Raw genomic sequence first — 25,631 nt, forward strand, 5'->3', positions numbered from 1 at the left:
ATTTGCTCCGGCATACGGGAGCAAACAACGCCATTTGCTCCGAGGGGGTGGAGCAAAGGCACCTCTCGGGCGGGGGTTGGGTTCGAGGTGCCCGGGGAACGAGCCGAAGCATGACGCGCCCCCTTCCGTCCCGCGCTGCCGCCGCCGTCTCCGGCGCCGCCTTTGGTCGACCTCCCGGGGGAAGAAACGGGGAGCGCCGCGTGCTTGTACCAGATGCCGGTCAGGTGGGGGCCACAGCCCCCTCCTGCGACTTTGTGCATCGCTTCACAAGTGCGTACCCTGAATCGAGCACCACCATCTCCAGACAAGGAGTCGAAGGCCACGTGTCCGCCGACGTCGCAGCCCGCCGGGGAATCCCCGACGCGTCAGTGGCTCGACTTCCGGTGTACCTCCAGGCCCTCACCAGCCTCGCCGAACGCGGCATCACCAACGTCAGTTCCGAGGAGCTCGCCGCCGCCGCCGGTGTCAGCTCGGCCAAGCTCCGCAAGGACCTCTCGCACCTCGGCTCCTACGGCGTGCGTGGTGTCGGCTATGAGGTCGACCGCCTCGCCTTCGAGATCTCGACCGCTCTCGGGCTCACCCAGGACTGGCCCGTCGCGATCATCGGCATGGGCAACCTCGGCCGCGCGCTCGCGGCATACAGCGGCTTCGCCACGCGCGGGTTCAACGTCGTCGCCGTCCTCGACCACGACGAGAGCATCGTCGGCACCGTCGTCGCCGACCACGCGGTGCGACCCATGAGCGACCTCGACACCCTCGTGCGCGAGGACAAGCTCGCCATCGGCGTCATCGCCACCCCGGCCGACTCCGCGCAGGACGTCGCCGACCGTCTCGTCGCCGCCGGCGTCCGCTCGATCCTCAACTTCGCCCCCTGCGTCCTCGACGTCCCCGATGACGTCGTCGTGCGCAAGGTCGACATGTCCACCGAGCTGCAGATCCTCGCCTTCCACGAGCAGCGCCGCTCCGGCGAGCTCGACCTCACCGACGAGGAGGTGGCCCTGTGAGCCTGCTCGTCCTCGGCCTCTCCCACCACGGCGCGCCCATCGAGCTCCTCGAGGCCGCCGCGCTCGACGTGGCCGCCCGTGGCCGCCTCGAGGCGGCAGCCGTCGCCTCCGAGCACGTCGTCGAGTCCGTCGTCGTCTCCACGTGCAACCGCACCGAGGTGTATGCCGAGGGCCTCACCTTCCACGGAGCCCTCGCCGACGTCTCCGAGGCCCTCGCGTCCGCGACGGGTGTGCCGCTCGCCGAGCTCCAGCCGCACCTCTACGTCCACTACGAGGACCGGGGCATTGCCCACGCGTTCAGCGTCGCCGCGGGTCTCGACTCGATGGCCGTCGGCGAGGCCCAGATCCTCGGTCAGCTGCGCGAGTCGCTGAGCCGGGCCCAGCGTCGTGGCCATGTCGGTCCTGCGCTGAACACTCTTCTGCAGCAAGCACTTCGGGTCGGCAAGCGAGTCCACACCGAGACCGCGATCGACGACGTGAGCCGGTCCCTCGTCGGTGCCGGTCTCGGCGTCGCCACCGGGGTCGTCGGCCCCATCGAGAGTGCCCACGTCCTCGTCATCGGCGCCGGTGGGATGGGCGCCCTCGCGGCGACCACGGCCCACCAGGCCGGCGCCGCGAGCGTCACCGTCGTCAACCGTGGCGCGGCCCGTGCCGAGCGTCTCGCCGAACGCGTCGCCGGCACCGCCCGCGCGTGGGACGAGCGCGTCGCCGCGCTCGCCGACGCCGACATCGTCATCTCGAGCACCGGCGCCACCGGCGTCGTCGTCACCGAGGCGGACGTCTCGTATGCCGCCCAGTCACGCGGCGGCCGTCCGCAGCTCTACCTCGACCTCGCCCTCCCGCACGATGTCGACCTCGCCGTCGCGAACCTCGACGGCGTCACCCGCGTCGGGCTCGCCGAGCTGGGCGAGCTGCTCAGCACCGCAGGCGACCTGCCGCAGGTCGACGAGGCGCGCGACATCGTCACGGGCGAGGTCGCGGCATACCTCACCGAGCGCTCCAGCGAGGCCGTCGCGCCCACCGTGGCCGCCCTGCGCACCCGCGCGAAGGAGGTCGTCGACGACGAGATGGCCCGGCTCGAGCGCCGCACGCCGGGTCTCGCCGACGCCGACCGCGCCGAGGTCCAGCGCGCCGTCCACCGCATCGTCGAGAAGCTGCTCCACGCCCCGACCGTGCGGGTCAAGGAGATGGCCCAGGCGGGACAGGGCGGCAGCTACGCGAAGGCCCTGAGTGAGCTCTTCGACCTCGACCCGCGTGAGGTGCGCGTCGTGTCGACGCCGCCCGTCATCCCCGTCTCGACGCCGCCCGTCATCCCCGTCACCGACGAGGAGGAGGGCCGATGAGCGAGCGCACCCTCCGCCTCGGCACCCGCCGCTCCGCCCTCGCGACGACCCAGTCGACGTGGGTGGCCGACCGGCTCCGCGGGCTCGGCCACGACGTCGAGCTCGTCGAGATCACGACCGAGGGTGACCGCGACCGCACCACGCCGCTCGCGAGCCTCGGCGGCACCGGCGTCTTCGTCTCGGCTCTGCGCGAGGCCCTGCGCGTCGGCCGGGTCGACCTCGCCGTGCACTCCCTCAAGGACCTCCCCACGACCCCCGAGGACGACCTCGTCGTCGCGGCGATCCCCTCTCGTGAGGACCCGCGCGACGCCCTCGTCGCCCGCGACGGCCTCACTCTCGGCGAGCTCCCGGCCGGCTCGACCGTGGGCACCGGCTCCCCGCGCCGCCGCGCCCAGCTCGAGGCGCTCGGGCTCGGCCTCGAGGTGCGCGACCTGCGCGGCAACGTCGACACCCGCCTCGGCAAGGTCACGGGCGGTGACCTCGACGCCGTCGTCCTCGCCCGCGCCGGACTGGCGCGTCTCGGCCGCACCGACGTCATCACCGAGGTCATCGACCCGCTCCAGATGCTGCCGGCCCCCGGGCAGGGCGCCCTCGCGGTCGAGGTCCTCGCCTCCGGCGACCCGACCGTCCGCGACGCCGTCGCCGCCCTCGACGACGCCGACACCCGCGCCTGCGTCACCGCCGAGCGGGCCGTGCTCGCCGAGCTCGAGGCCGGGTGCTCCGCGCCGATCGGAGCGCTCGCCGAGATCGTCCTCGGTGAGGACGGCGACGAGCTGTCGCTGCGCGCGGTCGTCGCCGCGACCGACGGCAGTGCCGACCTGCGCCGGTCCCTCACCGGTGACCCCGCCGACGCCGAGGCGCTCGGGCGCTCCCTTGCCCGGCTGCTCCTCGAGGACGGCGCCGCGGACCTCGCGCCCGACCTCGGCACTCCCGCGGGTGCGCCCGCAACAACCGTCGCAGGTGCGCCCGCGCGACAACCCAGCGGTGCCGGCATACCGGCCCCCACAGAACCTGCTGCCCAGACCGTCCCACCCAACGCCCCGGAGCGTGACCAGTGAGCACCACCCGATCCACCACGACCCGCAACGCGTCGCGCACTCCCGCGCGCGTCGCCTTCGTCGGCGCAGGCCCCGGGGACGCCGGCCTGCTGACCGTGCGGGCCAGCGAGTACCTCGCCGAGGCCGACGCGGTCGTCATCGACCAGGTCGCCCGTGAGGACGTCGTCGCGCGCCACGCCAAGGAGGGTGTCGAGGTCGTCGACGCCGGGCACGGCGAGCACGGCCAGCGTCTCACCCACGCCTCGCGCGCCAAGCTCATCGTCAAGGCGGCCAAGGCCCACCCGCGCGGCCTCGTCGTCCGGCTCATGGACGGCGACCCGGCGACGTTCAACGGGCTCGCCGAGGAGGCCGCCGCCTGCGTCAAGGCCGGCGTGCCCTTCGAGGTCGTGCCGGGCGTGAGCTCGGTCAGCGCCGTCCCGGCCTACGCCGGTGTGCCGCTCACGACGACGAGCTCGCGCGGCATCCACGTCATCACTGCCGGCGAGAAGCTCAAGGACGTCGCCGTCGCCACCGACCCGACCGTCACCGTCGTCGTCCTCGGCCAGCCCGAGACCCTCGTCCCCGCCCTCGAGAACCTCCGCGACGCCGGCCGCGCCGGCGACACCCCCGTCGCGATCACCGAGCGGGGCACGACCGTCCAGCAGGTGACCGTCACGACGACCCTCGCCGAGGTCGCCAAGGCCGCGAAGTCGATGCAGTTCCCGGCCCTCGCCGTCGTCGGTGACACGGTGAACCTGCGCGAGTCGCTGTCCTGGTTCGAGACCAAGCCGCTCTTCGGCTGGAACGTCCTCGTGCCCCGCACCAAGGACCAGTCCGGGCCGATGGTGCGCCGGCTCGAGCGCTTCGGCGCCCGGGCCACGACCGTCCCGACGATCTCGGTCGAGCCGCCGCGCACCCCCCAGCAGATCGAGCGCGCCGTCAAGGGCCTCGTCACCGGCCGCTACGAGTGGGTCGGCTTCACGTCGGTCAACGCCGTCAAGGCGATCCGCGAGAAGTTCGAGGAGTTCGGCCTCGACGCCCGCTCGTTCGCCGGTCTCAAGGTCGCTGCCGTCGGCGGCGTCACCGCGGACGCGCTGCGGGCCTGGGGCATCAACCCCGACCTCGTGCCCGAGGGCGAGCAGTCCGCCCAGGGCCTGCTCGAGGAGTGGCCGCCCTTCGACGAGCTGCTCGACCCGATCAACCGGGTCTTCCTGCCGCGCGCCGACATCGCCACCGAGACGCTCGTCGCCGGCCTGCAGGAGATGGGCTGGGAGGTCGACGACGTCACCGCGTACCGCACCGTGCGCGCCGCCCCGCCGGCCGCCGAGATCCGCGACGCCATCAAGAGCGGCAGCTTCGACGCGGTCGTCTTCACGTCGAGCTCGACCGTGCGCAACCTCGTCGGCATCGCCGGCAAGCCGCACCCGTCGACCGTCATCGCGTGCATCGGCCCGGCCACGGCCAAGACCGCCGAGGAGTCCGGCCTGCGGGTCGACGTCCTTGCGCCGGAGCCGTCCTCGGACGAGCTCGTCGACGCCCTCGCCGACCACGGCCGGGCGCTCGCGCTCACCGCGGCCGAGGCCGGCGAGAGCGCCGTGCGCCCGAGCCAGAAGCGTCCGGCGGCCCGTCGGCGCGCGAAGTGACCCGGCTGTCGCACCGTCCGCGCCGGCTGCGCCAGTCGGCGGCGGTGCGGCGCCTCGTCGCCGAGACCCGGCTACACCCGGCCGACCTGGTCCTGCCCGTCTTCGTGCGGGAGGGCATCGACGCTCCGGAGCCGATCGAGGCGATGCCGGGCGTCGTCCAGCACACACTCGACTCGCTCGTCGAGGAGGCCCGGCGCTGCGTCGAGGCCGGCCTTGGCGGGATCATGGTCTTCGGGGTCCCCACGGACGACCACAAGGACGCGGTGGGATCCCACGCGGACGCCGCGGACGGCATACTCAACGTCGCGCTGCGAGCGGTCCGCGACGCGGTCGGTGACGACCTCGTCGTCATGTCGGACCTCTGCCTCGACGAGTTCACCGACCACGGCCACTGCGGCGTCCTCGACGACGAGGGTCGGGTCGACAACGATGCGACCCTCGAGCGGTATGCCGCGATGGGCCTCGCGCAGGCGCGCGCCGGTGCGCACGTGCTCGGCCTCAGCGGGATGATGGACGGCCAGGTCGGCTACGTGCGCGAGGCGCTCGACGAGGCCGGCTTCACCGACACCATCGTGCTCGCGTATGCCGCGAAGTACACCTCCGCGCTCTACGGCCCCTTCCGCGAGGCGGTGCAGTCGTCGCTGCAGGGCGACCGGGCGACCTACCAGCAGGACCCGGCGAACGCGGTCGAGGCGCAGCGCGAGATCGAGCTCGACCTCGCCGAGGGCGCCGACATGGTCATGGTCAAGCCGGCACAGCCGCACCTCGACATCATCGCCCTCGCGGCAGAGATTTCGACGGTGCCGGTCGCGGCCTACCAGATCTCGGGGGAGTACGCCCAGATCAAGGCGGCTGCCGAGCGCGGCTGGATCGACGGCGACCGGGCCGTGATGGAGTCGCTGCTGCACATCAAGCGGGCCGGGGCGCAGGTCATCCTGACCTACAGCGCCCTCGACGTCGCCCCCCACCTCTGAGCGCGCCGGCAGCGGCCCGGCCGGAACAAGCCGTCGAGAGTAGGCAGTCGAGAGTAGACAAAAGCAGGGATTCGCTGGCGCGATCCCTGCTTTTGTCTACTCTCGACGGCCGTGGAGGCCGGGGTTCAGGCCTGCTTGGCCAGCTGGACGTCGATGGTGATGGTGATCTTGTCGGAGACGAGCACGCCGCCGCCCTCGACCGCGGCGTTCCAGGTGAGGCCCCAGTCCTTGCGGTTCACGGTCGCGGTGGCCTCGAAGCCGGCCTTGGTGTTGCCCCACGGGTCCTGGCCGACGCCACCGAACTCGACGTCGAACGTCACGGGCTTGGTGACGTCGCGGATGGTGAGGTCGCCGGTGAGCTTCTCGCCGTCGAAGGACGTCGAGCGGAAGGTCATGGTCGGCCACTGCTCGGCGTCGAAGAAGTCGCCGCTCCGGAGGTGGTTGTCGCGGTCCTCGGAGCCGGTGTTGACCGAGGCGATCTGGGCGGTGACCTCGACGGTGGACTTCGTGATGTCCTCGGCGGCCTGGACGGTGCCCTCGACCTCGGTGAAGGTGCCGCGCACCTTGCTCACCATGAGGTGACGGGCGACGAAGCCGACCTCGGTGTGGGCGGGGTCGACGGCCCAGGTGCCGGCGGGGAGCTGGGTGGTCGTGGGGGTGGCGCTCATGGGAAAACTCCTTGGGTGAGTGGTGCAGGGGTGGGTACGCATCCGGTACGGCTCGTCCAACGAGCGGTCCGCAGCCCATCATTCCCGATTTCGTAGATTTTTCAACAATTAGCCCACGGTCCGATTCGCTGTGGGCCCCGGTCGAGGCGCGGGACAACGGTTACCATGCCAAGGTGGCCGCGGAGGAGGTTCCAGCGACCCGCTGGCTGACGGACGACGAACAACAGGCTTGGCGGGCGTACCTGCGTGCCCACCGTGAGCTCCAGGTCGCGCTCGACGACGACCTCGCCGAGTTCGGGATGAGCCTCCCGGAGTACGAGTTGCTGTCGATGCTGTCCGAGCAGGAGGGCGGTCGGGCGCGCATGTCGGTGCTCGCCGACCTCGTCGTCCAGAGCCGCAGCCGGGTGACGCACACGGCCAAGCGCCTCGAGGACCGCGGGTGGGTTCGCCGCGAGCGCACCCCGGAGGACGGCCGCGGAGTCGCCATCGCGCTCACGCCCGCCGGCCGCCGCACCATCGAGGCCGCCGCCCCCGTGCACGTCGCGTCGGTGCGCCGCAACTTCATCGACCTCCTGACGCTCGAGCAGGTGCAGTGCCTCCACGACGCGTTCGCTGAAGTGCGGGCCCATCTCGTCCCCGGGGCCCGGGCCGACGACGTCATCGTCTGACGGCGACAATGGACGCATGACGTCCAGCCCCTCCCCGAGCACCCACCCCGGCACCACCGACGCCCCCGCCTCCGCCGCCCTCCTCGAGCGGGCCGCCCGAGTCATCCCGGGTGCAGTGAACTCGCCGGTGCGCGCCTTCCGCGCCGTCGGAGGGACGCCGCGGTTCATCCGCGAGGCGAAGGGTCCGTGGCTGACCGATGCCGACGGCCGTCGCTACGTCGACCTGCTGTGCTCGTGGGGCCCGATGATCCTCGGCCACGCGCACCCCGACGTCCTCGCCGCCGTCGACGAGGCCGCCCGCCGCGGCTTCTCCTTCGGGACGCCGAGCGAGAACGAGGTGCTGCTCGCCGAGGAGATCGTCGACCGCATCGAGCCGCTCGAGCAGGTGCGCCTCGTCTCGTCCGGCACCGAGGCGACGATGAGCGCGGTCCGCCTCGCGCGCGGCGTCACCGGTCGCAGCGTCATCGTGAAGTTCGCCGGCTGCTACCACGGCCACGTCGACGCCCTCCTCGCCGCCGCGGGCTCCGGGGTCGCCACCCTCGCCCTGCCGGACTCCGCCGGCGTCCCGACCGAGATGACGTCGGACACGATTGTCCTGCCCTACAACGACATCGCGGCACTCGAAGAGACCTTCGCCGCGCGGGGACCCGAGATCGCCGCCGTCATCACCGAGGCCGCCGCAGGCAACATGGGTGTCGTCCCGCCGGCCCCCGGCTTCACCGACGCGCTGCGCCGCATCACCCGAGAGCACGGCGCCCTGCTCATCTCCGACGAGGTCATGACCGGCTTCCGCTGCAGCCGCGCCGGGTGGTTCGGTCTCGAGGGCGAGGCCGGGTATGCCGCGGGCGCACCGGACATCTTCACCTTCGGCAAGGTCATGGGCGGCGGCTTCCCGGCCGCCGCCTTCGGCGGCACCGCCGAGGTCATGGGCCACCTCGCACCGCAGGGCCCGGTCTACCAGGCCGGCACCCTGAGCGGGAACCCCGTCGCGACCGCCGCCGGCCTCGCCACCCTCAAGGGCTGCACCCCCGAGCTCTACCCGCGGCTCGAGGCGACCGCCCGCACCATCGCCGACGCGGCGAGCGCGGCCCTGTCCGCCGAGGGTGTCGCGCACACGGTGCAGTGGGCCGGGTCGATGTTCTCGGTCTTCTTCCGCGAGGCGCCGGTCACGAACTACGACGACGCACGCGACCAGGACACCGCGGCATACGGACGCTTCTTCCACGCGATGCTGGACGCCGGGGTGCACCTGCCGCCGAGCGCGTTCGAGGCCTGGTTCGTCAGTGGTGCGCACGACGACGAGGCCGTCGGGGTCATCCTCGACGCGCTGCCCGCCGCCGCGAAGGCGGCCGCGTCCGCCAGCGCCTCGTGACGCAGCACCGCTTGAGGGAACACTCAGGTTCGTTTGCGACACTGGGACCCATGACCGTGTCCGACCCGAGCGCCGCGCGCACCGTCGTGCACCTCGTGCGGCACGGCGAGGTCGACAACCCCGACCGCATCCTCTACGGGCGGCTGCCGGAGTTCCACCTCTCCGCCCTCGGGCGCGAGATGGCCGACCTTGTCGCGGCGCACCTCGCGGGCAACGACATCACCCACGTCTACGCGAGCCCGCTCGAGCGCGCCCGCGAGACCGCCGAGCCCATCGCGGCTGCGCACGGCCTCGAGATCGAGACCGAGACCCGGGCCATCGAGGCCGAAAACGCGTTCGAGGGGCGCGCGGTCGCCGGCGGCAAGGGGATCTTCCGCGACCCGAAGATGTGGCGCCTCATGGTCAACCCGCTCAAGCCGTCGTGGGGCGAGCCCTACGCCGACCTCGCGACGCGCATGCAGGCGGCTGTCGACGACGCCCGCGGCGCCGCCCGCGGGCACGAGGCCGTCATCGTCTCCCATCAGGCGCCGATCTGGATGCTGCGCCTGGCGATCGAGGGCCGCCGCTTCGTCCACGACCCGCGCCGCCGCCAGTGCACCCTCGCCTCGCTCACGTCGCTCACCTACGTCGGCGACGACCTCGAGTCCCTCGCCTACAGCGAGCCGGCCGCGGCCCTCCTGCCGATGGCCCATGCAGGAGCCGGCGCATGACCCGACCCACCTCACCTTCGTCGATGCCGTATGCCGTCTCGCGCCGGACCGCGCTCGGCGTCGCCTCCATGGCGGGGCTCCTCGCGCTCGGCGCCTGCTCGTCCGACCCGAACTCCATCGCCGAACAGGCCAAGAAGGGCGACCAGAAGGGCTACATCGCCGGTGACGGCTCGATCGAGCAGATCGCCACCGGCCAGCGCCTCGACCCGATCACGCTCGAGGGCGAGACCCTCGACGGCAAGCCCTGGTCGAGCGTGGACCAGCGCGGCAAGAACGTCGTCGTCATCAACCTCTGGGGCTCGTGGTGCCCGCCGTGCATCGAGGAGATGCCGGACTTCCAGAAGGTCTGGACCGACGTGCAGGCGGAGGGGCTGCCGGTGCAGTTCATGGGCATCGACTTCCGGGAGGGACCGGAGCGGGGCGCGGCCTTCGTCAAGGCGCAGGGCATCACCTACCCGAGCCTCACCGACGAGTCGGGCACGCTCATCCTCGCGTTCGGCAAGCAGGCGCCGACGAGCCCGCCCTCGACGATCGTCCTCGACAAGCAGGGCCGGGTCGCTGCCCGTGCCAACGGCGCCATCAACGCCACGACCCTGCGCGGTCTCATCGACGACGTGCTGAAGTCCGAAGGCTGACGTCTTGACCGACCAGATCGCCTCCGGAGCCCTCCCGATCGCCGTCCTCGTGGCGGCGCTCGCGGGTCTGGTGTCGTTCGCCTCCCCGTGCGTCCTCCCGCTCGTGCCCGGCTTCCTCGGCTACGTCACCGGGCTGAGCGAGGTGTCGCTCGAGCAACGGTCCAAGGGCCGGATGGTGCTCGGGGCAGTGCTGTTCGTCCTCGGGTTCGCCGTCGTCTTCCTGCTCATGTCGATCTTCATCGCCACCCTCGGACGCTCGCTCGTCGAGAACCGCACCCTGCTCATGCGCGTCGGTGGCGTCGTCGTCATCGTCATGGGCCTGGTCTTCCTCGGCGTCGGCGCGCGCGCCGGAAGCCAGCGCGAGCTGAAGACCTCGTGGCGGCCGCGCGCCGGGCTGCTCGGGGCGCCGCTGCTGGGTGCCGTCTTCGGGCTCGGCTGGGCTCCGTGCACCGGGCCCACGCTCGCCGCCGTCCTCACCCTGTCGGCGTCGGTGACGAACCCGAGCACGGGTCGCGCAGCGACCCTCGCCACGGCATACGCGCTCGGCTTGGGGCTGCCGTTCATCCTCGCCGCGGCGGGGATCGAACGGTTCGGCCGTGTCTCGTTGTGGGTGCGCCGCCACCAGCGCACCATCCAGCTGCTCGGCGGGGGACTGCTCATCCTCGTCGGCGTGCTGCTGCTGACCGGCCTCTGGGAGGTCCTGACCCGCTGGATCCAGGCCGAGCTCGTGAGCGGCGTGAGGATGCCCATCTGATGAGCCTGTCGACCCAGCCCACCGACCCCGGACGCGACGAGGCGATCACCCAGCCGCGACTCAGCGCCATGGGGTGGCTGCGCTTCATCTGGCGCCAGCTCACCTCGATGCGCACGGCACTCTTCCTCTTGCTGCTCCTTGCCGTCGCGGCGCTGCCCGGCTCGATCCTGCCGCAGCGCAACATCGACGCCGTCCGCACGGCGGACTGGATCGCCCAGAACGAGACCGCCGGCCCCATCCTCGACAAGCTCGGCTTCTTCGAGGTCTACGGCTCCCCGTGGTTCGCGGCGATCTACCTGTTGCTCTTCATCTCGCTCGTCGGCTGCGTCGTGCCCCGCTCGCGGCTGCACTGGCGAGCGATGCGTTCGCAGCCGCCACGCGCGCCGAAGCGGCTGGAGCGTCTGCCCGCCCACGCCTCGATCGAGGTCGACGGCACCCCCGAGGACGTCCTGCGCGACGCCACGGCCGCCCTGCGGTCGAGCCGCTTCCGCACCCACTCCTACGACGCGACGACGGTCTCCGCGGAGAAGGGCTACCTCAAGGAGACCGGCAACCTCGCCTTCCACCTCGCGCTCATCGGCGTCATCATCGGCATGGCGTGGGGCTACCTCTTCGGGTGGCGGGCCGACATCATCCTGCCCGTCGGCGAGTCGATGGCCAACGTCGCCGCCCGCTACGACACCCTCCGACCCGGGCCGTTCGTCGACACGAGCGAGTTCAAGCCGTTCACGATGACGCTCGAGGACTTCGATGCCGTCTTCGAGACCAAGGTCAAGGGGGAGGGCCAGTTCGGCACCCCGCGCAGCTTCACCGCGCACGTGCAGTTCACGCCGGAGCCGGGCGCACCGACGCAGAAGTGGGACATCGAGGTGAACGGCCCCCTCGAGACCGGCGGCGGGACGGCATACCTCCTGGGCAACGGCTACGCACCGAAGATCACCGTGCGCGACGCGAAGGGCAACATCACCTACTCCGAGAAGACGCCGTTCCTCGCGCAGGACAACGTCTACACCTCGACCGGTGCGGTCAAGGTCTCCGGCGCCGGGCCCGCAGGCAAACAGCTCGGGTTCGCTGGACTCTTCCTGCCGACGGCGATCCTCGACGAGAAGGGTCCGCGCTCGGCCTTCCCCGACGCGCTCGAGCCGGCGCTGGCGCTCACGGCGTTCGAGGGCACGCTCTTCCCGGGCGGCCGGCCGCAGTCGGTGTACTCGCTCAACACCTCCGAGATGACCCAGCTCCAGGACCCCGACGGCAAGGGTCCGCTGCGGATCTGGCTCACCCAGGGGCAGACCTACGAGCTGCCCGGCGGGCGCGGCTCGATCACGTTCGACGAGGTCGTACGGTTCGCCGGCATCTCCGTGCGCAGTGACCCGGGCAAGGAGCTCACGCTCGTGTCCGCCCTCGTCGCGCTGCTCGGGCTCATCCTCTCGTTGACCGTGCGGCGGCGGCGTGCGTTCGTGCGGGTCGCGCCGGGCACAGGTGAAGGCCGTACCGTGGTGACCATCGGCGGACTCGCGAAGGACGACGACGAGGGCATGGGCGATCAGCTCGAGGACGTCCTCACCCGACTGAAGGAACGACGCACATGACGAACGAGACCCTGGCGGGCTACTCCAACCTCGCGCTGTACTCCGCGATGGTGGTCCTCACGCTGTCGATGGTCCTGTATGCCGTGTACCTCGCGGGTCTGCTGCCCGCGCGGGAGTCGGCCAGGGAGTCGGCCGCCGAGGCGGAGGTCACCGAGCGCGAGCTCGTCGGCGTCGGCGCGGGTGCCGGTGCCTCCGAGCGGGCCGGCCGTGGGGTCGAGGCCGGGCCGCCCGCTCCCGTCGAGCTGTCCGCGCGAACCCGCAAGGCCGGTGGGATCGCGCAGTCCTTCGCCGTCCTCGGCACCCTGCTCCTCGTCGCGACCGCCGTGCTTCGCGGACTGTCCGTGCACCGCTGGCCCTTGGGCAACATGTACGAGTTTGGCGTCGTCGCGTCGATGTTCACGATGGTCGTGTTCGTCGTCTGGGCGCTGCGGCGGGACGTCAAGTGGCTCGGGCTCTTCGTCGTCGGACCGGTGCTCGTCGTCCTCGGCATGGCCCTCACCGTCTGGTACACCGAGGCCTCGCAGCTCATGCCGTCGCTGCAGAGCATCTGGCTGGCCATCCACGTCACCGTGGCGACGATCTCGGTCGCGCTCTTCGCCGTCGGGTGCAGCGTCGGCCTGCTCTACCTCGCGCAGCGCCGGTTCGGCCGCTCCCGCGGAGTGCTCGCCGTCCTGCCCGAGCCGCGGGTTCTCGAGCGGCTCACCTACGGGCTGCACATCATCGCCTTCCCGCTGTGGACGTTCACCCTCATCGCCGGTGCCATCTGGGCCCGCCAGGCGTGGGGCGCCTACTGGAACTGGGACCCCAAGGAGGTGTGGACCTTCGTCATCTGGGTGGTCTACGCGGCCTACCTCCACGCCCGGGTCACCCGTGGCTGGAGCCGCGAGTCCGCGACGTGGATCGCGGTCGCCGGGTTCATCTGCGTCATCCTCAACTACGCCGTCGTCAACGTGTACTTCGTCGGCATGCACTCGTACTCGGGACTCTGAGCCATGGCGATGGTTCGCTACTTCATCCTGCGCACGCTGATCTTCATCGGCTGCCTCGCCGCCACATGGCTGCTGGGTCTGCGCGACCGCGAGGAGCAGCTGCTCGCCGTCGTCATCGCCGCCGTCGCGTCGATGATCATCTCGGCGTTCGTGCTCCGGCCGTTCCGGCAGCAGGCGTCGGCCGACATCGCCCGTCGCGTCGAGCAGCGCGGCGAGAAGCGCCGCGACGAGGTCAGCGACGAGGACATCGAGGACGCCGAGACCGCTCGCCGCCCCGGTCAGTCAGCCGGCAGCGACTCCGACTTCCGCTGACCCGGCGCACCCAGCCATGTCAGTGTCGGGTTGCGGCTGTCTCACGGTCGGCTGAACCAGCCACACACCGACACTGAGCGCCACTCACTCGGGGTGGAGTGCACTCAGGCGAGGGCTGCGGCGGTGAGGACCCCCGCGAGGACGAGGACGGCATACGCGAGCTCGTAGAGCCCGGTCGCGGCGAGGACGGGCACGAGCCGGCGCCCCTCGGCGCCGCCCATCACGAGAGCGATCGGCTTCCACATGAGGCCGATCGCGAGGAGCCCGAGTAGGGCCCACACCTCCCAGATCGCCATGACGCCCAGCACGACGATGCTCACGACGACGAGGGCCAGCCAGAACCAGCGCGTCCCGCGGTCCCCGAGGCGCACGGCGAGGGTGCGCTTGCCGGATGTGGCGTCGGTCGGGATGTCGCGCAGGTTGTTGACGACGAGGATCGCCGACGCGATCGCGCCCACGCCCACCGCGGCAGCGAGGCCGAACCACGAGACGGCACCGGTCTGCGCATACATCGTGCCAAGCGTCGCGACGAGCCCGAAGAAGACGAACACGAAGAGCTCACCGAGGCCGCGGTAGCCGTAGGGGTTGTCGCCGCCGGTGTACTTCCACGCCGCCCAGACGGCCGCGACGCCGATGGGCAGCAGGACCCACGCCTCCGACAGGGCGACGAGCGCCAGGCCGACCAGCCCGGCGAACCCGAACGACAGGAACGCCGCGGCCTTGACGTTGCGGGCCACGGCGAGACGCTGCCCGACGAGCCGCACCGGCCCGACCCGGTCCTCGTCGGTGCCGCGGATGCCGTCGGAGTAGTCGTTCGCGTAGTTCACGCCGACCTGGAGCGAGAGCGCGACGACGGCCGCGAGGATCGCGATCGCCCATGACGGCTCGGAGTGCTGGATGGCTGCGGCGGTGCCGATGACGACGGGTGCGACGGCAGCGAAGAGGGTGCGTGGGCGCGCGCCGGCGACCCACTGTTCGAATGTGGCCATGTGGGCTGGTGCCTAGAGTCCTCTGAGGAAGTCGGGGTCGTCGTCGGGACCGCGGGGCATCGGGCGGCGCGGCGCGGGAGGGACCGGCTTGGGACGGCCGGCGATGAGCCACGCGATAGCCCCCGCGAAGGGGAACAGCAGGATGACGAAGACCCACACGAGCTTGGGCAGTCCCCGCACCCGGTGCTCGTCGGACTGGACGCAGTCGACGACGCAGTAGATCGTCAGCGCGAGCCCGAGGAGGACGGGAAGGTAGCGGAGCACGGGGTCATTCTCCCACGGCGTCGAAGAGTGCTCGTATGCCGGCGCGGTCCGGCTTGCCTGGTCCTCTGGTCGGGATCGTGGTGACGTGCCGGAGCGCGCGTGGCAGCGCGTGGTCGGGGAGTATGCCGCGCAGGTGCTCGCGCAGCTCGCTCACCGTGAGCGGGTGGGCAGTGGTGGTGTCCGCGGCCGGGACGACGGCGACGGCGACGACCTGGCCCCATTCGGGGTCCGGAACTCCGACGGCAACGGCCTCGCCGATCTGGGGGAGGGCGGCGACGGCCTCCTCGACGATCCGCGGCGCGACCTTGAGGCCGCCGGTCGTGATGACGTCGTCGATGCGCCCGTCGACGTGGAGGACGCCGTCGTCGTCGAGGTGGCCGACGTCGTCGGTGCGGAACGTGCCCGGTCTGGGGAAGGCGGCGGCGGTGCGTTCTGGGTCGGCGAGGTAGCCGGCGGCGACGGTCGGGCCGGTGAGGTGGATGCGTCCGGTGCTCTCGTCGAGGTCGACGCGGGTGCCGTCGAGGGGGCGTCCGGAGTAGACGCAACCGCCGGCGGTCTCGCTCATGCCGTAGGTCGTCACGGCGGTGACGTCGGCGGCAGCGGCGCGCTCGAGCAGGCGCGGGTCGGTGGCGGCGCCGCCGACGAGGACGGCGGCGAACCGCGCGAGCCGCTCGGTCGCGTCGACGTCGTCGAGCAGCCGGACGAGCTGGGTCGGGACGAGCGAGACGTATGCCGGTGCGCTGGGTTGGTCGGGCATCGTGTCGACGGCGTCGATGAAGGCCCGTGGAGTGAAGCCGGTGGACGTGTCCACGACGTGCGGGGCGCTGTCGGCGGTGATGGCGCGCAGGAGGACCTGGAGGCCGGCGATGTGGTGGCCGGGGACGGTGAGCAGCCACGTGCCGGGACCGTCGAGGCGGGCATGGGTGGCGTCGATGCTGGCGCGCAGGTTGGTGCTCGTGAGCATCGCCCGCTTGGGGGTGCCGGTCGAGCCCGAGGTGCCGATGACGACGGCGAGGTCGCCGTCGGTGTCGCTGTCCTCGCGGGCCCAGTCCGGTGCGAGCACCGGGGGAGGCGAGCCCGCGGCATACGGCGCGATGGGTCGGCCACCGTCGAGCGCACGCGCGAGTCGCGGGAGGAGGTCGAGCACGGCCGGGCCGGTCGGCACGGCGAGCGGCTCGATCCTCATACGGTCAACTCTAGGCAGCGGCGCCGAAGCGGAGGACGATGGCGGGATGGACGCCGAGTTCGCGGCATACCTCGAGCGGGTCCGGGCGCACCGGGCGGAGCTGGGTGAGTCGATGGCGGCCCTCGACGCGGCACTCGCGCTGCCGGTGGGGCTGGGGTCGCTGTGGCGTCGGCGGGTGCGGGCCGCGCTGACCGAGCTGGCGCACGACCTGCGCGACCACCGTTCGCTCACCGAGGCCGAGGGTGGGCTGTATGCCGACGCGGTGGCGCGGGCGCCGCGGCTCGCGTCCGTGGCGGCAGTGCAGCTGGCCGAGCACGGGGAGTTCGTCGAGATCGTGGAGCGGCTGCTGGGCGAGCGGGAGTCGGGGCTCGATGGTGCGGATTCCGTTGCGGCACATCGGGAAGCGGCGACGGATCTGGTCGGGCGGCTCGTGCGGCACCGGCAGCGGGGCGCGGATCTGATCTATGAGGCGTACGAGGTCGACATCGGCGGCTCCGACTGAGACACCCTCCGCTGAGCCGTGCGTCGCGCTGTCAGGCACGGTGCCCCCGAACCGACGGACGTGCAAGAGGCGTGCTGTGCCGGGCTTGCGGCGTCACTCCACGCACGAGAGCGGCCGGGCGTCGCCGCATTGCCTGTCCGTCGGTCCGCCCAGGTGAGCGGACGGCACCGGCTGCGGCCCAACTCGGGCGCGCGGACGGCATACGACGGCGGCTCACCGAGGTGGGCGGACGGCATACGGCACAGGCTCAGAAGTACCAGGGGAAGGGGGACCAGTCGGGGTCGCGCTTTTCGAGGAACTGGTCGCGGCCCTCGACGGCCTCGTCGGTCATGTAGGCCAGCCGGGTCGCCTCGCCCGCGAACACCTGTTGGCCCATGAGCCCGTCGTCGGCGAGGTTGAACGCGAACTTCAGCATCCGTTGTGCCTGAGGGGACTTCGCCATGATCTCGCGGGCGACCTGGAGGGCGTCGGCCTCGAGCTCGGCGTGGTCGCTGACGATGTTGACCGCGCCCATGCGGTGCATGTCCTCCGCGGTGTAGGTGCGACCGAGGAAGAAGATCTCGCGGGCGAACTTCTGGCCCACTTGTCTGGCGAGATAGGCCGAGCCGTAGCCACCGTCGAAGGAGCCGACGTCGGCGTCGGTCTGCTTGAAGCGGGCCCGCTCGCGGCTGGCCATCGTCAGGTCGCAGACGACGTGGAGCGAGTGTCCGCCACCGGCGGCCCAGCCGTTGACGAGCGCGATGACGACCTTGGGCATCGTGCGGATGAGGCGCTGCACCTCGAGGATGTGCAGCCGGCCGCCCTCGGCCTTGACCCGCCGCTCGTCCACGCCACCGGCCGTGTCGTCGTCGGTGCCCTCGGCGGCGTACTGGTAGCCGCTCCGGCCGCGGATGCGCTGGTCGCCACCGGTGCAGAACGCCCAACCGGAGGTCTCCTTCGACGACCCCTCCCGCGGGGACGGACCGTTGCCGGTGAGCAGGACGACGCCCACATCAGGGGTGCGGCGGGCGTGGTCGAGGGCGCGGTACAGCTCGTCGACGGTGTGCGGCCGGAAGGCGTTGAGGACCTCCGGCCGGTCGAAGGCGATCCGCACCGCCCCGAGGTCGCGCGCCCGGTGGTAGGTGATGTCGGTGAAGTCGAAGCCGTCGACCTCGTCCCACGCCGCCGGGTCAAAGGTCTCGCTGACGCCCTCGATCGCACTCACGCAGTCGAGCCTAACGAGCCTGCGCACCGCCCTCGCCGAGGACCACCACGTCGAGCTGCGAGAAGCGGCGGAACCCTCGGTCAAAGGTGACGAACCGAGCTCCCAGGGCGAGGGCCTGGGCCGCGAGCCAGACGTCGCTGAGATCGCCTCCCCGCAGGCCAAGTCGCGTGACGAGGTTCTGGAAATGCTCCCACGCGGCGGGAAGCGCAGGGGCCGACAGCGCGGCCGGTGCAGACCTGACGGCTGCACAGAACTCGAGGGCCTGGTCCGGGCTCAGGGGATTGGCCATGAGCCGACGATGTGTGGTGATGCGGCAGGTACTCACCAGGGTGGAGTCGAGCACAGCAACGGTCTCGGATCCTCCCAGCCTGGACTGGAGGATGTGGCGGGCCTCTTCGTGGTGGCTGCTGGTCGGGTCGAGGGCGTAGACGAAGACGTTGGCATCGAAGGCGATCATCGGGCGGGCTCGTTGTCTCCCAGGGCGTCGGCCAGGGCCTCCTTGTCGAGAATGTCGACGAGGAGGCCCCCACCGGGGAAGGTGGGCAGGACGAAGTCCACCCGTGGGGCTTCGGCTCTGCGGACCAGGTGCTCGCGCAGTGCCGTTTCGAGCACCTTGCTCACCGTCTGGTTCGTCTGGGCCGCTTCGAGGCGCGCCTCGTGGAGCAGGGCCTCATCGATCGTGACGGTCGTCCGCATGGCATCAGTGCATCATGCTGGTGCATCACGATGCAAACACCTGTGGAAAACGCGACGGCGCTGTCGGTGAGGTGTGTCAGCCTGTCGTTCTCGTCGGCATCGGCGCCGACGTCCGAACGGGGAGGAATGACATGCAGGACAACATCGTGCGGCTCGACCGGGACCGGGACCTGGAGCCGGACTGGCGTGAGTACCTGGACGGTGACGACGACGAGTTCGGGGCCGAGGACCCCTACGACTCCTGGGGCGTCGATCCGTCCTACGGCCAGCCGACGTCGCACCTGGGCGACCTGCTCGAGATCGTCGTCATCGACGACCGCGTCGTCGACGTCCGCAAGCGGCGGGTCAGCGGCACGGCATACGAGCGAGATGCCGAGCTGCTCGGGCGCCACCGGCCGGTGCAGCCGCCCAGACCACCGGAGCCCGCCCAGCACGAGAAGACGCTCGCATGGCTCGCCCTGCTGGTGGGCGGCGAGCAGTCGCTGGCGGCGATGGACGCGTACCCGCTGCCCGTCGAACCCCTCGACCTATCCGACGTCGGCGACGACATGCGCGAGCGGTTGCGGCGCATCGACGGCGCGATGACTGGGGTTGCCGAGATGCTCTTCGAGTCCGAGGTGCTCACTGCGGCCCGCCGCGTCCTTCGGGCGGCGGTGCTCTCCCGACCGGGAGTGCTGACCGCCAGCATGTCCGACGAGCGGATGGCCTGCGCCGTGCTCGCCACAGCCGCGAAGGCCAGCGACCTCCTCGGGCGAGGTCGAGGAGTCTCGATGAGCGTGCTCCAGGAGCTCTTCGGCCTGCGGTCGGCGCCGACGGAGAAGGCCCACGCCATTGCCGGCGCGGTGTGCCGCCAGAACGCCCTCGTGGGTGGGTGGCAGCGGCCGGTCCTCGACGTGCCGATCCTCGGCTCGGCGGACTACCTCGTGAGCTCGTTCCGTCAGGAGCTCATCGTGACCCGGGACGCGGCACTCGCCCTGCGCGCCGCGACCCCGGCAGCGGAGGAGTCCAGGCAGCAGTAGTTTCGGGGCATGGCACTGCTCTGGTACACCGTCGTCGTCGACTGCGAGGACATCGCCGCCCAGGCGCGGTGGTGGGCCGAGACCCTCGGCTGGAAGATCGGGTTCGAGAACGGCGAGGAGGTCGTCATCGCCCCGCCCGAAGCGACCGAGGACGTCGTCGAGACGCTCGAGGAGTGGCGCACTCAGCGCCAGGAGATCGTCTTCGTCCCCGTGCCGGAGGGCAAGACGGTGAAGAACCGGCTGCACATCGACCTCGCCCCGCACACGAGCCAGGACCGGGACGCCGAGATCGCGTCCCTGCTCGAGCGCGGTGCGAGGCTCGCCGACGTCGGGCAGACCGACGACGCGACCTGGACGGTCCTCACCGACCCGGAGGGCAACGAGTTCTGCGTCCTGTCGAGCCGCGACCGCTGACCGGGCTCGCCGCGAGCCACTCACCGGGCGCCCGAGCGACCGCGCGGTAACCCCCGCGGCATCTGGTTGGCTATGGCAATGAGCACCGACGCCGTCACCGCCGACCCGTCCACCTCGGGAAGCGAGCCGCGCTGGCGGCTCATCGGCCCCGGCCTCATCGTGGCCGCCACCGGTGTCGGCGCCATCGACCTCGTCGCCACCCTCATCGCCGGCCAGAAGTACGGCTACGCCCTGCTCTGGGCGGTCATCGTCGGCTGCATCATGAAGGTCGTCCTCGTCGAGGGCGCCGGTCGCTACTCCCTCGCGAGCGGCAACACGATCTACGAGGGCTGGTCGAGTCTCGGTGTCTGGACGCACATCTACTTCGTGCCATACATCGTCATCTGGGGCTTCGTCTACGGCGCCGCCGCGATGGCCGGCACGGGGCTGCCGCTGCACTCGCTCTTCCCGGTCCTGTCGGTCACGTGGTGGGGCATCCTCTCCGGGCTCATCGGCCTCGTCCTCGTGTGGTTCGGCCGGTATGCCGTGTTCGAGAAGGTCTGTGCCGCGCTCGTCGCGCTGATGTTCGTGACGATGGTCGGTGCGGCCCTGCTCACCGTCCCGAACCTGCCGGACATGGCCAAGGGCCTCATCCCGACCATCCCCGACGGCGCGCTGATCAACGTGCTCTCCGTGGCCGGCGGCGTCGGCGGCACGATCACCCTCGCGGCCTACGGTTACTGGCTGCGCGAGAAGGGCTGGGACACACCACAGTTCATGCGGGTCATGCGCCTCGACAACCGGGTGGCCTACACGGTCACCGGCATCTTCGTCGTCTCGACGCTCATCGTCGGCGCCGAGCTCCTCTACTCCGCGAACATCGCCGTCAGCACCGGCGACAAGGGCCTGCTCGACCTCTCCGGTGTCCTGCAGGACCGCTACGGCACGTGGGCCGGCAAGGTCTTCCTCGTCGGCTTCTGGGCGGCCGCCATGTCCTCCCTCATCGGGGTGTGGAACGGCGTCTCGCTCATGTTCGCCGACCTCGTGGGGCACCTGCGCAAGCTGCCCCAGGACGACCCTGAGCGGGGCCTCGGTGGCCGCTGGTACAAGGCCTACATCCTCTGGCTGACCTTCCCGCCGATGATCATGATGTTCCTCGGCAAGCCGGTCTGGCTCATCCTCGCCTACGGCGTCCTCGGCGCGTTCTTCATGCCGTTCCTCGCGATCACCCTGTTGTGGATCCTCAACTCCGACAGGGTTCCTCGCGAGTGGCGCAACCACTGGTGGTCCAACCTGCTGCTCTCGCTGACGACGCTCGCCTTCGTCGCGCTCGCCCTCAACGAGCTGCGCAAGCTGATTGTCGAATGAGCGAACAGCCCTCTCCTGACGAGCTGCTCGCGTCACTCCACGTCGTCTCGATCCCGATGCGGGTGCGTTTCCGCGGTGTGACCGAGCGTGAGGTCGCCCTCGTCGAGGGTCCCGCCGGATGGGGCGAGTTCGGTGCGTTCCTCGAGTACGAGCCGCCCGAGGCGTCGCGCTGGCTGCGCGCCGCCGTCGAGGCTGCGTGGACGGGGTGGCCCGACCCGGTGCGCGACACCGTGCCGGTCAACGCCACCGTGCCCGCGGTCGCCCCGGACGCGGTGCCCGGTGTGCTGGGCCGGTTCCCGGGCGCCACGACCGCGAAGGTCAAGGTCGCCGAGCGCGGTCAGTCACCGGACGATGACGTATGCCGGGTGGCCGCCGTGCGCGAGGCCCTCGGCCCGTCCGCGAAGGTCCGCATCGACGCCAACGGCGCCTGGGACGTCGACACGGCGACGGACACCCTCCGCCGCCTCGCGGCATACGAGATCGAGTATGCGGAGCAGCCCTGCGCGACGGTCGAGGAGCTGCGCGACCTGCGAGTCACGTTGGCGCGCAAGGGAATCGACGTGCCCATCGCCGCGGACGAGTCGATCCGCAAGGCGGAGGACCCACTTCGCGTGCGTGACCTCGAGGCTGCCGATGTGATCGTCGTCAAGGTCGCGCCGCTCGGGGGAGTGCGGGCCGCCCTCGACATCGTCGCCGAGACCGGTCTGCCTGCTGTCGTGTCCTCGGCGCTCGACACGAGCGTGGGCATGGCCGCCGGGGTCGCCCTCGCCGGCGCGCTGCCCCGGCTGGACCACGCCTGCGGGCTCGGCACCGTCGCGCTCCTCGAGGGTGACGTCACGGCCCACTCACTCGTGCCCCGCGACGGCACCCTGCCCGTCCGCCGCGTCGACCCCGACCCGGCCCTGCTCGAGCGCTGGGCCGCGTCGCCCGAGCGTCATGACTGGTGGCGCGACCGTGTGGCCCGGGCCTGGGGATAACGACCGCAGCCGGTGCCGCCCACGCGCCAGACTGTCTACATGGCTTCGGACACGACGAGCGGTGCCCTCCCGACGGCGGCACGCCTGACCTTCCTCGCGATGGTGCCCGTCCATCTCGTCGTGCTGGTGTGGGGTGGGTTCGGCCACGTCGTCCTCGCCACGTGCGGCGGCTGGATGATCTTCGCGTATGTGCTCTTCGTCGGCCCGGTCCTCTTCGTATGCCTGGCGATCACGACGGTGCTGTCCTTCTTCCGCCGCGAACGGCCACGCACGCTGCCGGTGCCGCAGGTCGTGACGCTCTGGGTGGTGTGGCTGGGGCTCATCGTCTTCGGCACCTTCCTCGCAGACTTCGGGGACGTCGAGGGATCCCAGTGCTCGGTCCTCGGGGACACGTCCGAGCAGATCGGCCTCTCGAACGTCCTCGCTGCCAGCGGCCTCGGCGTGGCGGGCCTGGCATGGGTGGCCCTGACCGTCCTCCAGGCCGTGGGCCTCGCCCGGCAGGGCCGTACGAAGCATGACCCGAGGATGATAGCGTCATGATACTGTCATGGTATGGCGACCCTGCAAGTGAAGAACGTCCCGGACGAGCTCTATGCCGCGGTCAAGGAGCGGGCCGCGAAGGAGCACATGACCGTGAGCGACCTCGTGCTGCGCAACCTTCGCCGCGAGGTCGAGCGCATGTCCGTGGATGAGTGGCTCGAGCGGGTCACCTCTCGACGGGCGGGAGAGCCTCCCCGCGACATCGACGTCCAAGCCGTGATGGATGAGGTCAGAGCGGAACTCGGGTGACGGTCGTCGTCGACGCGAGTGCCCTCGTTGACCTCTTGGTCGCCTCGCCGAAACAGGTGCGCGCCGCGCAGGCGCTGCGGGGCGCCGGTGAGCTGCTCGCGCCGGATCTGCTGTTCGCTGAGGTGACCTCCGCGCTGGCCCGAATGCACCGTGCCGGCAGGTTGACCGAGGATGACGCGCGTCGGGCGATCGACGACCTGGTGGACTTCCCTGTGACCTCGGTGCCCCATCGCGCATTGACCCCGGCTGTGTGGGGTCTGCGTCACAACATTCGCGTCTCCGATGCGTACTACGTGTCTCTGGCCCAGGAGTTCGGTGCACCCTTGGTGACTTCAGACCTTCGGCTCGCTCGTGGGGCCAGCGGTGTTGCCATCGTCACCATCACCTGAGGAGGGTGACACCTGTGATCCAGCTGAGATGGGTGTGGGTGTTCCTGGACACCCCCGAGGCCGATGCGCCGGCGTCCGAGGCGTTCTGGCGTCGCGTGACCCGGACCCACCTCTCCTCGAGGCGGGGTGGGCGAGCCGAGTTCGCGACGCTCCTGCCGGAGCAGGGCGATCCGTGGCTCAAGGTCCAGCGCATCACCGACAGCCCAATCGGCGGCAAGGTCCACCTCGACCGCGACGTGGATGACGTCGACACCGCCGCGGCCGAGGCCACGCGGCTCGGCGCGATGGAGGTCCGCCGTGACCCCGACGGCACGGTTGTCGTCATGCGTTCCCCGGGCGGCTTCGTCTTCTGCATCACGTCGTGGGCGGACCACGACAGCGCCACCACGCAGGTGCGCGGCGGCCAGCCGGACCTCCTCGACCAGGTGTGCCTCGACGCGCCGAGCGAGGCGTATGCCGTCGAGCTCGCCTTCTGGGAGCGGCTCACCGGGTGGTCGCGAGGCGAGGACAACTACGCCGAGTTCACCTCGCTGGAGCGACCGGACGGCATACCGGTCAAGCTGCTCGTGCAACGCCTCGGTGAGCCGACCGGCACGGTCCGCGGGCACCTCGACTTCGCGACCCACGACCGCGAGGCCAGCGTCGAGACCCACGTCGCCGCGGGCGCCAAGGTCGTGAGCGTCCACGACGGGTGGCACGTCATGCGCGACCCCGTCGGGCGCACCTACTGCCTCACCCGGCGGACACCCTGACCGTTCGCCTTCCGTGACGACGGGGCGCGGGTTAGCGTGGCCCCACCGACGCACGTGGAGGTGCGATGGCGATCAGAGGCCTCAAGGGCAGGCGGGACGCGCTCGAGCGCGCCCGGGGCGCGTGGGCACAGGACCATGCCACGCCGCCGGCGGAGGTGCCGGACGAGATCGTCGAGAGCTGGAACCGCAGTGCCGACCACGTCTCCGACGACGTCACCGAGGCACCGATGGCGGACCCTGACGAGACCCGTCAGCAGTTCGAGGCATCGCCGCTGCACGTCGCCGTCGGCCAGCTCGAGGCCGAGCTGCGCCGGGTCGCCGAGGACGGCGACCTCGTCGTCGCCGTCACCGACGCGGACACCCGGCTGCTGTGGACCTATGGCGGGCGGGTCATGCGGCGCAAGGCCGAGAGTGTGAACTTCGTGCCGGGCGGACGCTGGGACGAGGACAGCGTCGGCACCAACGCCCTCACCCTCGCCCAGCGCACCGGACGCACCCAGACGGTCTTCTCCGCCGAGCACTACGCGCCGATCGTGCACAACTGGGTCTGCTGGGCCGCGCCGGTGCGCGACCTCGCGACGGGGGAGCAGCTCGGCGTCCTCGACCTGTCGACGACGTGGGACCGAACCCACCCCATCGGCGCGGCCACCGCGACCGCCCTGGCCAGCCTCCTCGAGCGGGAGATCCCGCGAGCAGGCTTGGGAGACAGCACAACTCGCGCCGGCAGCGGCCTCACCCTGCGCATCCTCGGAGCCGCCGAGGCGCACGTCGACGGCACCCGCCTGCTGCTCACCAGGCGACAGAGCGAGATCCTCGCCCTGCTCGCCCTGCACCCCGAAGGGCTCAGCCTCGACGCCCTGCACGCCGCGCTCTACGGCGACGCCCGCGTCTCGACCTCGACCCTCAAGGCCGAGGTGTCGCACCTGCGCCAGGCCCTCGGCGGGAGACTCCTGTCGCGCCCCTACCGTCTCGACCTTCCCGTCGCGTGCGACGCCACCGAGGTGATGCGCGCGGTCCGCAGCGGCGACGTCGACGCCGCGGTGACGGCATACGGAGGAGACCTCGTGCCGGGCACGGACTCGCCGGAGCTGACCTCGACCGGCGAGTACCTCGCGGTCGCCGTGCGCGAGTCCCTGCTCGCGGACCCGCGACCCGACGTCGTCGTGCGGTATGCCCGCGCCGTCCCCTACGACACCGAGGTCACCGAGCGCGCGCTCGCCGTGCTCGGGGAGCGGCAGCACCCGGTGAAGGCCGAGCTCGCGGCGATCCTCGCGGCCAACCGCTGACGGCCAACCGCTGACGGTCGGCAGTCCCGCGAGCGGCCAACCTTTGACCAACCCGGCCTCTCCTAGCGTCCGCAGGGACGGGTGACGCAGCGGAGCGTCGCCGCAGGACAAGGAGGTCT

General features: G+C 71.3%; 30 protein-coding genes. 23 read left to right on the plus strand and 7 right to left on the minus strand.

Annotated features, from left to right (window positions below):
* The first annotated feature begins 323 nt into the window (after positions 1–323).
* Genes BCF74_RS07710 through hemB form a run of 5 tightly spaced genes read left to right on the plus strand, consistent with a single transcriptional unit; the run spans position 324 to position 6,001 of the window.
* Positions 324–1,004: a redox-sensing transcriptional repressor Rex gene (locus BCF74_RS07710; protein WP_106297370.1), complete on the plus strand. Its 681-nt coding sequence runs from the start codon at positions 324–326 to the stop codon at positions 1,002–1,004.
* Complete coding sequence (locus BCF74_RS07715) at positions 1,001–2,347, plus strand: glutamyl-tRNA reductase (protein ID WP_106297371.1); 1,347 nt, start codon at positions 1,001–1,003, stop codon at positions 2,345–2,347. The genes BCF74_RS07710 and BCF74_RS07715 overlap by 4 nt, the downstream gene beginning before the upstream one ends.
* A complete protein-coding gene (gene hemC, locus BCF74_RS07720; RefSeq protein WP_106297372.1) occupies positions 2,344–3,405 on the plus strand; it encodes a hydroxymethylbilane synthase in 1,062 nt (353 codons plus the stop codon). Before BCF74_RS07715 ends, hemC begins: the two co-directional genes overlap by 4 nt.
* Entirely contained in the window at positions 3,402–5,027 is a 1,626-nt protein-coding gene (locus tag BCF74_RS07725; protein WP_106297373.1) for a bifunctional uroporphyrinogen-III C-methyltransferase/uroporphyrinogen-III synthase, read from the plus strand. Before hemC ends, BCF74_RS07725 begins: the two co-directional genes overlap by 4 nt.
* Positions 5,028–5,032: 5 nt before the next feature.
* Positions 5,033–6,001: a porphobilinogen synthase gene (hemB, locus tag BCF74_RS07730; protein ID WP_106297434.1), complete on the plus strand. Its 969-nt coding sequence runs from the start codon at positions 5,033–5,035 to the stop codon at positions 5,999–6,001.
* Between the two features lie 125 nt (positions 6,002–6,126).
* Here hemB and BCF74_RS07735 read toward each other — a convergent pair whose 3' ends face one another.
* A complete protein-coding gene (locus BCF74_RS07735) occupies positions 6,127–6,669 on the minus strand; it encodes a YceI family protein (protein WP_106297374.1) in 543 nt (180 codons plus the stop codon).
* Between the two features lie 173 nt (positions 6,670–6,842).
* Here BCF74_RS07735 and BCF74_RS07740 point away from each other — a divergent pair, with 173 nt between their 5' ends.
* From BCF74_RS07740 to BCF74_RS07775, 8 genes are read left to right on the plus strand one after another with little or no spacing between them, the layout of a single operon-like run.
* On the plus strand, positions 6,843–7,337 hold the full coding sequence (locus tag BCF74_RS07740) for a MarR family winged helix-turn-helix transcriptional regulator (RefSeq protein WP_106297375.1): 495 nt from the start codon (positions 6,843–6,845) through the stop codon (positions 7,335–7,337).
* 16 nt (positions 7,338–7,353) lie between these two features.
* Complete coding sequence (hemL, locus tag BCF74_RS07745; RefSeq protein ID WP_106297376.1) at positions 7,354–8,709, plus strand: glutamate-1-semialdehyde 2,1-aminomutase; 1,356 nt, start codon at positions 7,354–7,356, stop codon at positions 8,707–8,709.
* 50 nt (positions 8,710–8,759) lie between these two features.
* Positions 8,760–9,419, plus strand: coding sequence for a histidine phosphatase family protein (locus tag BCF74_RS07750; RefSeq protein ID WP_106297377.1), 660 nt, complete (start codon positions 8,760–8,762; stop codon positions 9,417–9,419).
* Positions 9,416–10,054: a TlpA family protein disulfide reductase gene (locus BCF74_RS07755; protein WP_106297378.1), complete on the plus strand. Its 639-nt coding sequence runs from the start codon at positions 9,416–9,418 to the stop codon at positions 10,052–10,054. Before BCF74_RS07750 ends, BCF74_RS07755 begins: the two co-directional genes overlap by 4 nt.
* A gap of 4 nt (positions 10,055–10,058) precedes the next feature.
* Complete coding sequence (locus BCF74_RS07760; RefSeq protein ID WP_106297379.1) at positions 10,059–10,808, plus strand: cytochrome c biogenesis CcdA family protein; 750 nt, start codon at positions 10,059–10,061, stop codon at positions 10,806–10,808.
* Positions 10,808–12,397, plus strand: a complete 1,590-nt coding sequence (gene resB / locus BCF74_RS07765) for a cytochrome c biogenesis protein ResB (protein WP_106297380.1) — start codon at positions 10,808–10,810, stop codon at positions 12,395–12,397. The genes BCF74_RS07760 and resB overlap by 1 nt, the downstream gene beginning before the upstream one ends.
* On the plus strand, positions 12,394–13,386 hold the full coding sequence (gene ccsB, locus BCF74_RS07770; protein WP_106297381.1) for a c-type cytochrome biogenesis protein CcsB: 993 nt from the start codon (positions 12,394–12,396) through the stop codon (positions 13,384–13,386). Before resB ends, ccsB begins: the two co-directional genes overlap by 4 nt.
* A 3-nt stretch (positions 13,387–13,389) precedes the next feature.
* Entirely contained in the window at positions 13,390–13,698 is a 309-nt protein-coding gene (locus BCF74_RS07775) for a DUF4229 domain-containing protein (protein WP_106297382.1), read from the plus strand.
* A 104-nt stretch (positions 13,699–13,802) separates the two neighbouring features.
* Here the strand turns inward: BCF74_RS07775 and BCF74_RS07780 are convergent, their stop codons facing one another.
* The 3 genes from BCF74_RS07780 to menE are packed head-to-tail and all read right to left on the minus strand — an operon-like array spanning position 13,803 to position 16,137.
* Complete coding sequence (locus BCF74_RS07780) at positions 13,803–14,687, minus strand: 1,4-dihydroxy-2-naphthoate polyprenyltransferase (protein ID WP_106297383.1); 885 nt, start codon at positions 14,685–14,687, stop codon at positions 13,803–13,805.
* 12 nt (positions 14,688–14,699) lie between these two features.
* Positions 14,700–14,951, minus strand: coding sequence for a PLDc N-terminal domain-containing protein (locus tag BCF74_RS07785; protein WP_106297384.1), 252 nt, complete (start codon positions 14,949–14,951; stop codon positions 14,700–14,702).
* Positions 14,952–14,955: 4 nt separating this feature from the next.
* Positions 14,956–16,137, minus strand: a complete 1,182-nt coding sequence (gene menE / locus BCF74_RS07790; protein ID WP_106297385.1) for an o-succinylbenzoate--CoA ligase — start codon at positions 16,135–16,137, stop codon at positions 14,956–14,958.
* 46 nt (positions 16,138–16,183) lie between these two features.
* Between menE and BCF74_RS07795 the strand changes: the two genes are divergently transcribed.
* On the plus strand, positions 16,184–16,639 hold the full coding sequence (locus BCF74_RS07795; RefSeq protein ID WP_106297386.1) for a hypothetical protein: 456 nt from the start codon (positions 16,184–16,186) through the stop codon (positions 16,637–16,639).
* Between the two features lie 247 nt (positions 16,640–16,886).
* On the opposite strand, the gene BCF74_RS07800 is transcribed toward BCF74_RS07795, so the two are convergent.
* From BCF74_RS07800 to BCF74_RS07810, 3 genes are read right to left on the minus strand one after another with little or no spacing between them, the layout of a single operon-like run.
* Positions 16,887–17,843, minus strand: a complete 957-nt coding sequence (locus BCF74_RS07800; protein ID WP_106297387.1) for a 1,4-dihydroxy-2-naphthoyl-CoA synthase — start codon at positions 17,841–17,843, stop codon at positions 16,887–16,889.
* Positions 17,844–17,853: 10 nt separating this feature from the next.
* On the minus strand, positions 17,854–18,300 hold the full coding sequence (locus BCF74_RS07805) for a TA system VapC family ribonuclease toxin (RefSeq protein ID WP_106297388.1): 447 nt from the start codon (positions 18,298–18,300) through the stop codon (positions 17,854–17,856).
* Positions 18,297–18,539, minus strand: coding sequence for a type II toxin-antitoxin system CcdA family antitoxin (locus tag BCF74_RS07810; protein WP_106297389.1), 243 nt, complete (start codon positions 18,537–18,539; stop codon positions 18,297–18,299). Before BCF74_RS07810 ends, BCF74_RS07805 begins: the two co-directional genes overlap by 4 nt.
* Before the next feature lie 131 nt (positions 18,540–18,670).
* Between BCF74_RS07810 and BCF74_RS07815 the strand changes: the two genes are divergently transcribed.
* From BCF74_RS07815 to BCF74_RS07855, 9 genes are all read left to right on the plus strand, one after another.
* A complete protein-coding gene (locus tag BCF74_RS07815) occupies positions 18,671–19,558 on the plus strand; it encodes a hypothetical protein (protein WP_106297390.1) in 888 nt (295 codons plus the stop codon).
* Positions 19,559–19,567: 9 nt separating this feature from the next.
* Positions 19,568–19,972, plus strand: coding sequence for a VOC family protein (locus tag BCF74_RS07820; RefSeq protein WP_106297391.1), 405 nt, complete (start codon positions 19,568–19,570; stop codon positions 19,970–19,972).
* Positions 19,973–20,044: 72 nt separating this feature from the next.
* Positions 20,045–21,319 carry an Nramp family divalent metal transporter gene (locus BCF74_RS07825; RefSeq protein ID WP_425432810.1) on the plus strand — a complete coding sequence of 425 codons (1,275 nt, stop codon included), beginning with the start codon at positions 20,045–20,047 and terminating at the stop codon, positions 21,317–21,319.
* Positions 21,316–22,296 carry an o-succinylbenzoate synthase gene (locus tag BCF74_RS07830; RefSeq protein ID WP_106297393.1) on the plus strand — a complete coding sequence of 327 codons (981 nt, stop codon included), beginning with the start codon at positions 21,316–21,318 and terminating at the stop codon, positions 22,294–22,296. The genes BCF74_RS07825 and BCF74_RS07830 overlap by 4 nt, the downstream gene beginning before the upstream one ends.
* 39 nt (positions 22,297–22,335) lie before the next feature.
* Positions 22,336–22,836: a hypothetical protein gene (locus BCF74_RS07835; RefSeq protein ID WP_146132898.1), complete on the plus strand. Its 501-nt coding sequence runs from the start codon at positions 22,336–22,338 to the stop codon at positions 22,834–22,836.
* 12 nt (positions 22,837–22,848) lie between these two features.
* Entirely contained in the window at positions 22,849–23,085 is a 237-nt protein-coding gene (locus BCF74_RS07840; RefSeq protein WP_106297395.1) for a ribbon-helix-helix protein, CopG family, read from the plus strand.
* Positions 23,082–23,474 (plus strand): type II toxin-antitoxin system VapC family toxin, encoded by a 393-nt coding sequence (locus BCF74_RS07845; RefSeq protein WP_106297396.1) that lies wholly within the window; start codon positions 23,082–23,084, stop codon positions 23,472–23,474. The genes BCF74_RS07840 and BCF74_RS07845 overlap by 4 nt, the downstream gene beginning before the upstream one ends.
* Positions 23,475–23,488: 14 nt before the next feature.
* Positions 23,489–24,226: a VOC family protein gene (locus BCF74_RS07850; RefSeq protein WP_146132899.1), complete on the plus strand. Its 738-nt coding sequence runs from the start codon at positions 23,489–23,491 to the stop codon at positions 24,224–24,226.
* A gap of 65 nt (positions 24,227–24,291) precedes the next feature.
* On the plus strand, positions 24,292–25,512 hold the full coding sequence (locus BCF74_RS07855) for a sigma-54-dependent transcriptional regulator family protein (protein ID WP_106297398.1): 1,221 nt from the start codon (positions 24,292–24,294) through the stop codon (positions 25,510–25,512).
* The last annotated feature ends 119 nt before the right edge of the window (positions 25,513–25,631 follow it).

It is taken from the genome of Knoellia remsis (assembly GCF_003002895.1).
In the GTDB taxonomy this organism is placed as follows: Bacteria; Actinomycetota; Actinomycetes; order Actinomycetales; family Dermatophilaceae; genus Knoellia; species Knoellia remsis.

Excerpts from the sequence above, each read along its gene's own strand:
- hemC (WP_106297372.1), top strand. The coding sequence starts at position 2,344 with ATGAGCGAGCGCACCCTCCGCCTCGGCACCCGCCGCTCCGCCCTCGCG.
- BCF74_RS07735 (WP_106297374.1), bottom strand. The coding sequence starts at position 6,669 with ATGAGCGCCACCCCCACGACCACCCAGCTCCCCGCCGGCACCTGGGCC.
- hemL (WP_106297376.1), top strand. The coding sequence starts at position 7,354 with ATGACGTCCAGCCCCTCCCCGAGCACCCACCCCGGCACCACCGACGCC.
- BCF74_RS07750 (WP_106297377.1), top strand. The coding sequence starts at position 8,760 with ATGACCGTGTCCGACCCGAGCGCCGCGCGCACCGTCGTGCACCTCGTG.
- BCF74_RS07755 (WP_106297378.1), top strand. The coding sequence starts at position 9,416 with ATGACCCGACCCACCTCACCTTCGTCGATGCCGTATGCCGTCTCGCGC.
- resB (WP_106297380.1), top strand. The coding sequence starts at position 10,808 with ATGAGCCTGTCGACCCAGCCCACCGACCCCGGACGCGACGAGGCGATC.
- ccsB (WP_106297381.1), top strand. The coding sequence starts at position 12,394 with ATGACGAACGAGACCCTGGCGGGCTACTCCAACCTCGCGCTGTACTCC.
- BCF74_RS07775 (WP_106297382.1), top strand. The coding sequence starts at position 13,390 with ATGGCGATGGTTCGCTACTTCATCCTGCGCACGCTGATCTTCATCGGC.
- BCF74_RS07780 (WP_106297383.1), bottom strand. The coding sequence starts at position 14,687 with ATGGCCACATTCGAACAGTGGGTCGCCGGCGCGCGCCCACGCACCCTC.
- menE (WP_106297385.1), bottom strand. The coding sequence starts at position 16,137 with ATGAGGATCGAGCCGCTCGCCGTGCCGACCGGCCCGGCCGTGCTCGAC.
- BCF74_RS07795 (WP_106297386.1), top strand. The coding sequence starts at position 16,184 with ATGGACGCCGAGTTCGCGGCATACCTCGAGCGGGTCCGGGCGCACCGG.
- BCF74_RS07805 (WP_106297388.1), bottom strand. The coding sequence starts at position 18,300 with ATGATCGCCTTCGATGCCAACGTCTTCGTCTACGCCCTCGACCCGACC.
- BCF74_RS07810 (WP_106297389.1), bottom strand. The coding sequence starts at position 18,539 with ATGCGGACGACCGTCACGATCGATGAGGCCCTGCTCCACGAGGCGCGC.
- BCF74_RS07815 (WP_106297390.1), top strand. The coding sequence starts at position 18,671 with ATGCAGGACAACATCGTGCGGCTCGACCGGGACCGGGACCTGGAGCCG.
- BCF74_RS07820 (WP_106297391.1), top strand. The coding sequence starts at position 19,568 with ATGGCACTGCTCTGGTACACCGTCGTCGTCGACTGCGAGGACATCGCC.
- BCF74_RS07825 (WP_425432810.1), top strand. The coding sequence starts at position 20,045 with ATGGCAATGAGCACCGACGCCGTCACCGCCGACCCGTCCACCTCGGGA.
- BCF74_RS07830 (WP_106297393.1), top strand. The coding sequence starts at position 21,316 with ATGAGCGAACAGCCCTCTCCTGACGAGCTGCTCGCGTCACTCCACGTC.
- BCF74_RS07835 (WP_146132898.1), top strand. The coding sequence starts at position 22,336 with ATGGCTTCGGACACGACGAGCGGTGCCCTCCCGACGGCGGCACGCCTG.
- BCF74_RS07840 (WP_106297395.1), top strand. The coding sequence starts at position 22,849 with ATGGCGACCCTGCAAGTGAAGAACGTCCCGGACGAGCTCTATGCCGCG.
- BCF74_RS07855 (WP_106297398.1), top strand. The coding sequence starts at position 24,292 with ATGGCGATCAGAGGCCTCAAGGGCAGGCGGGACGCGCTCGAGCGCGCC.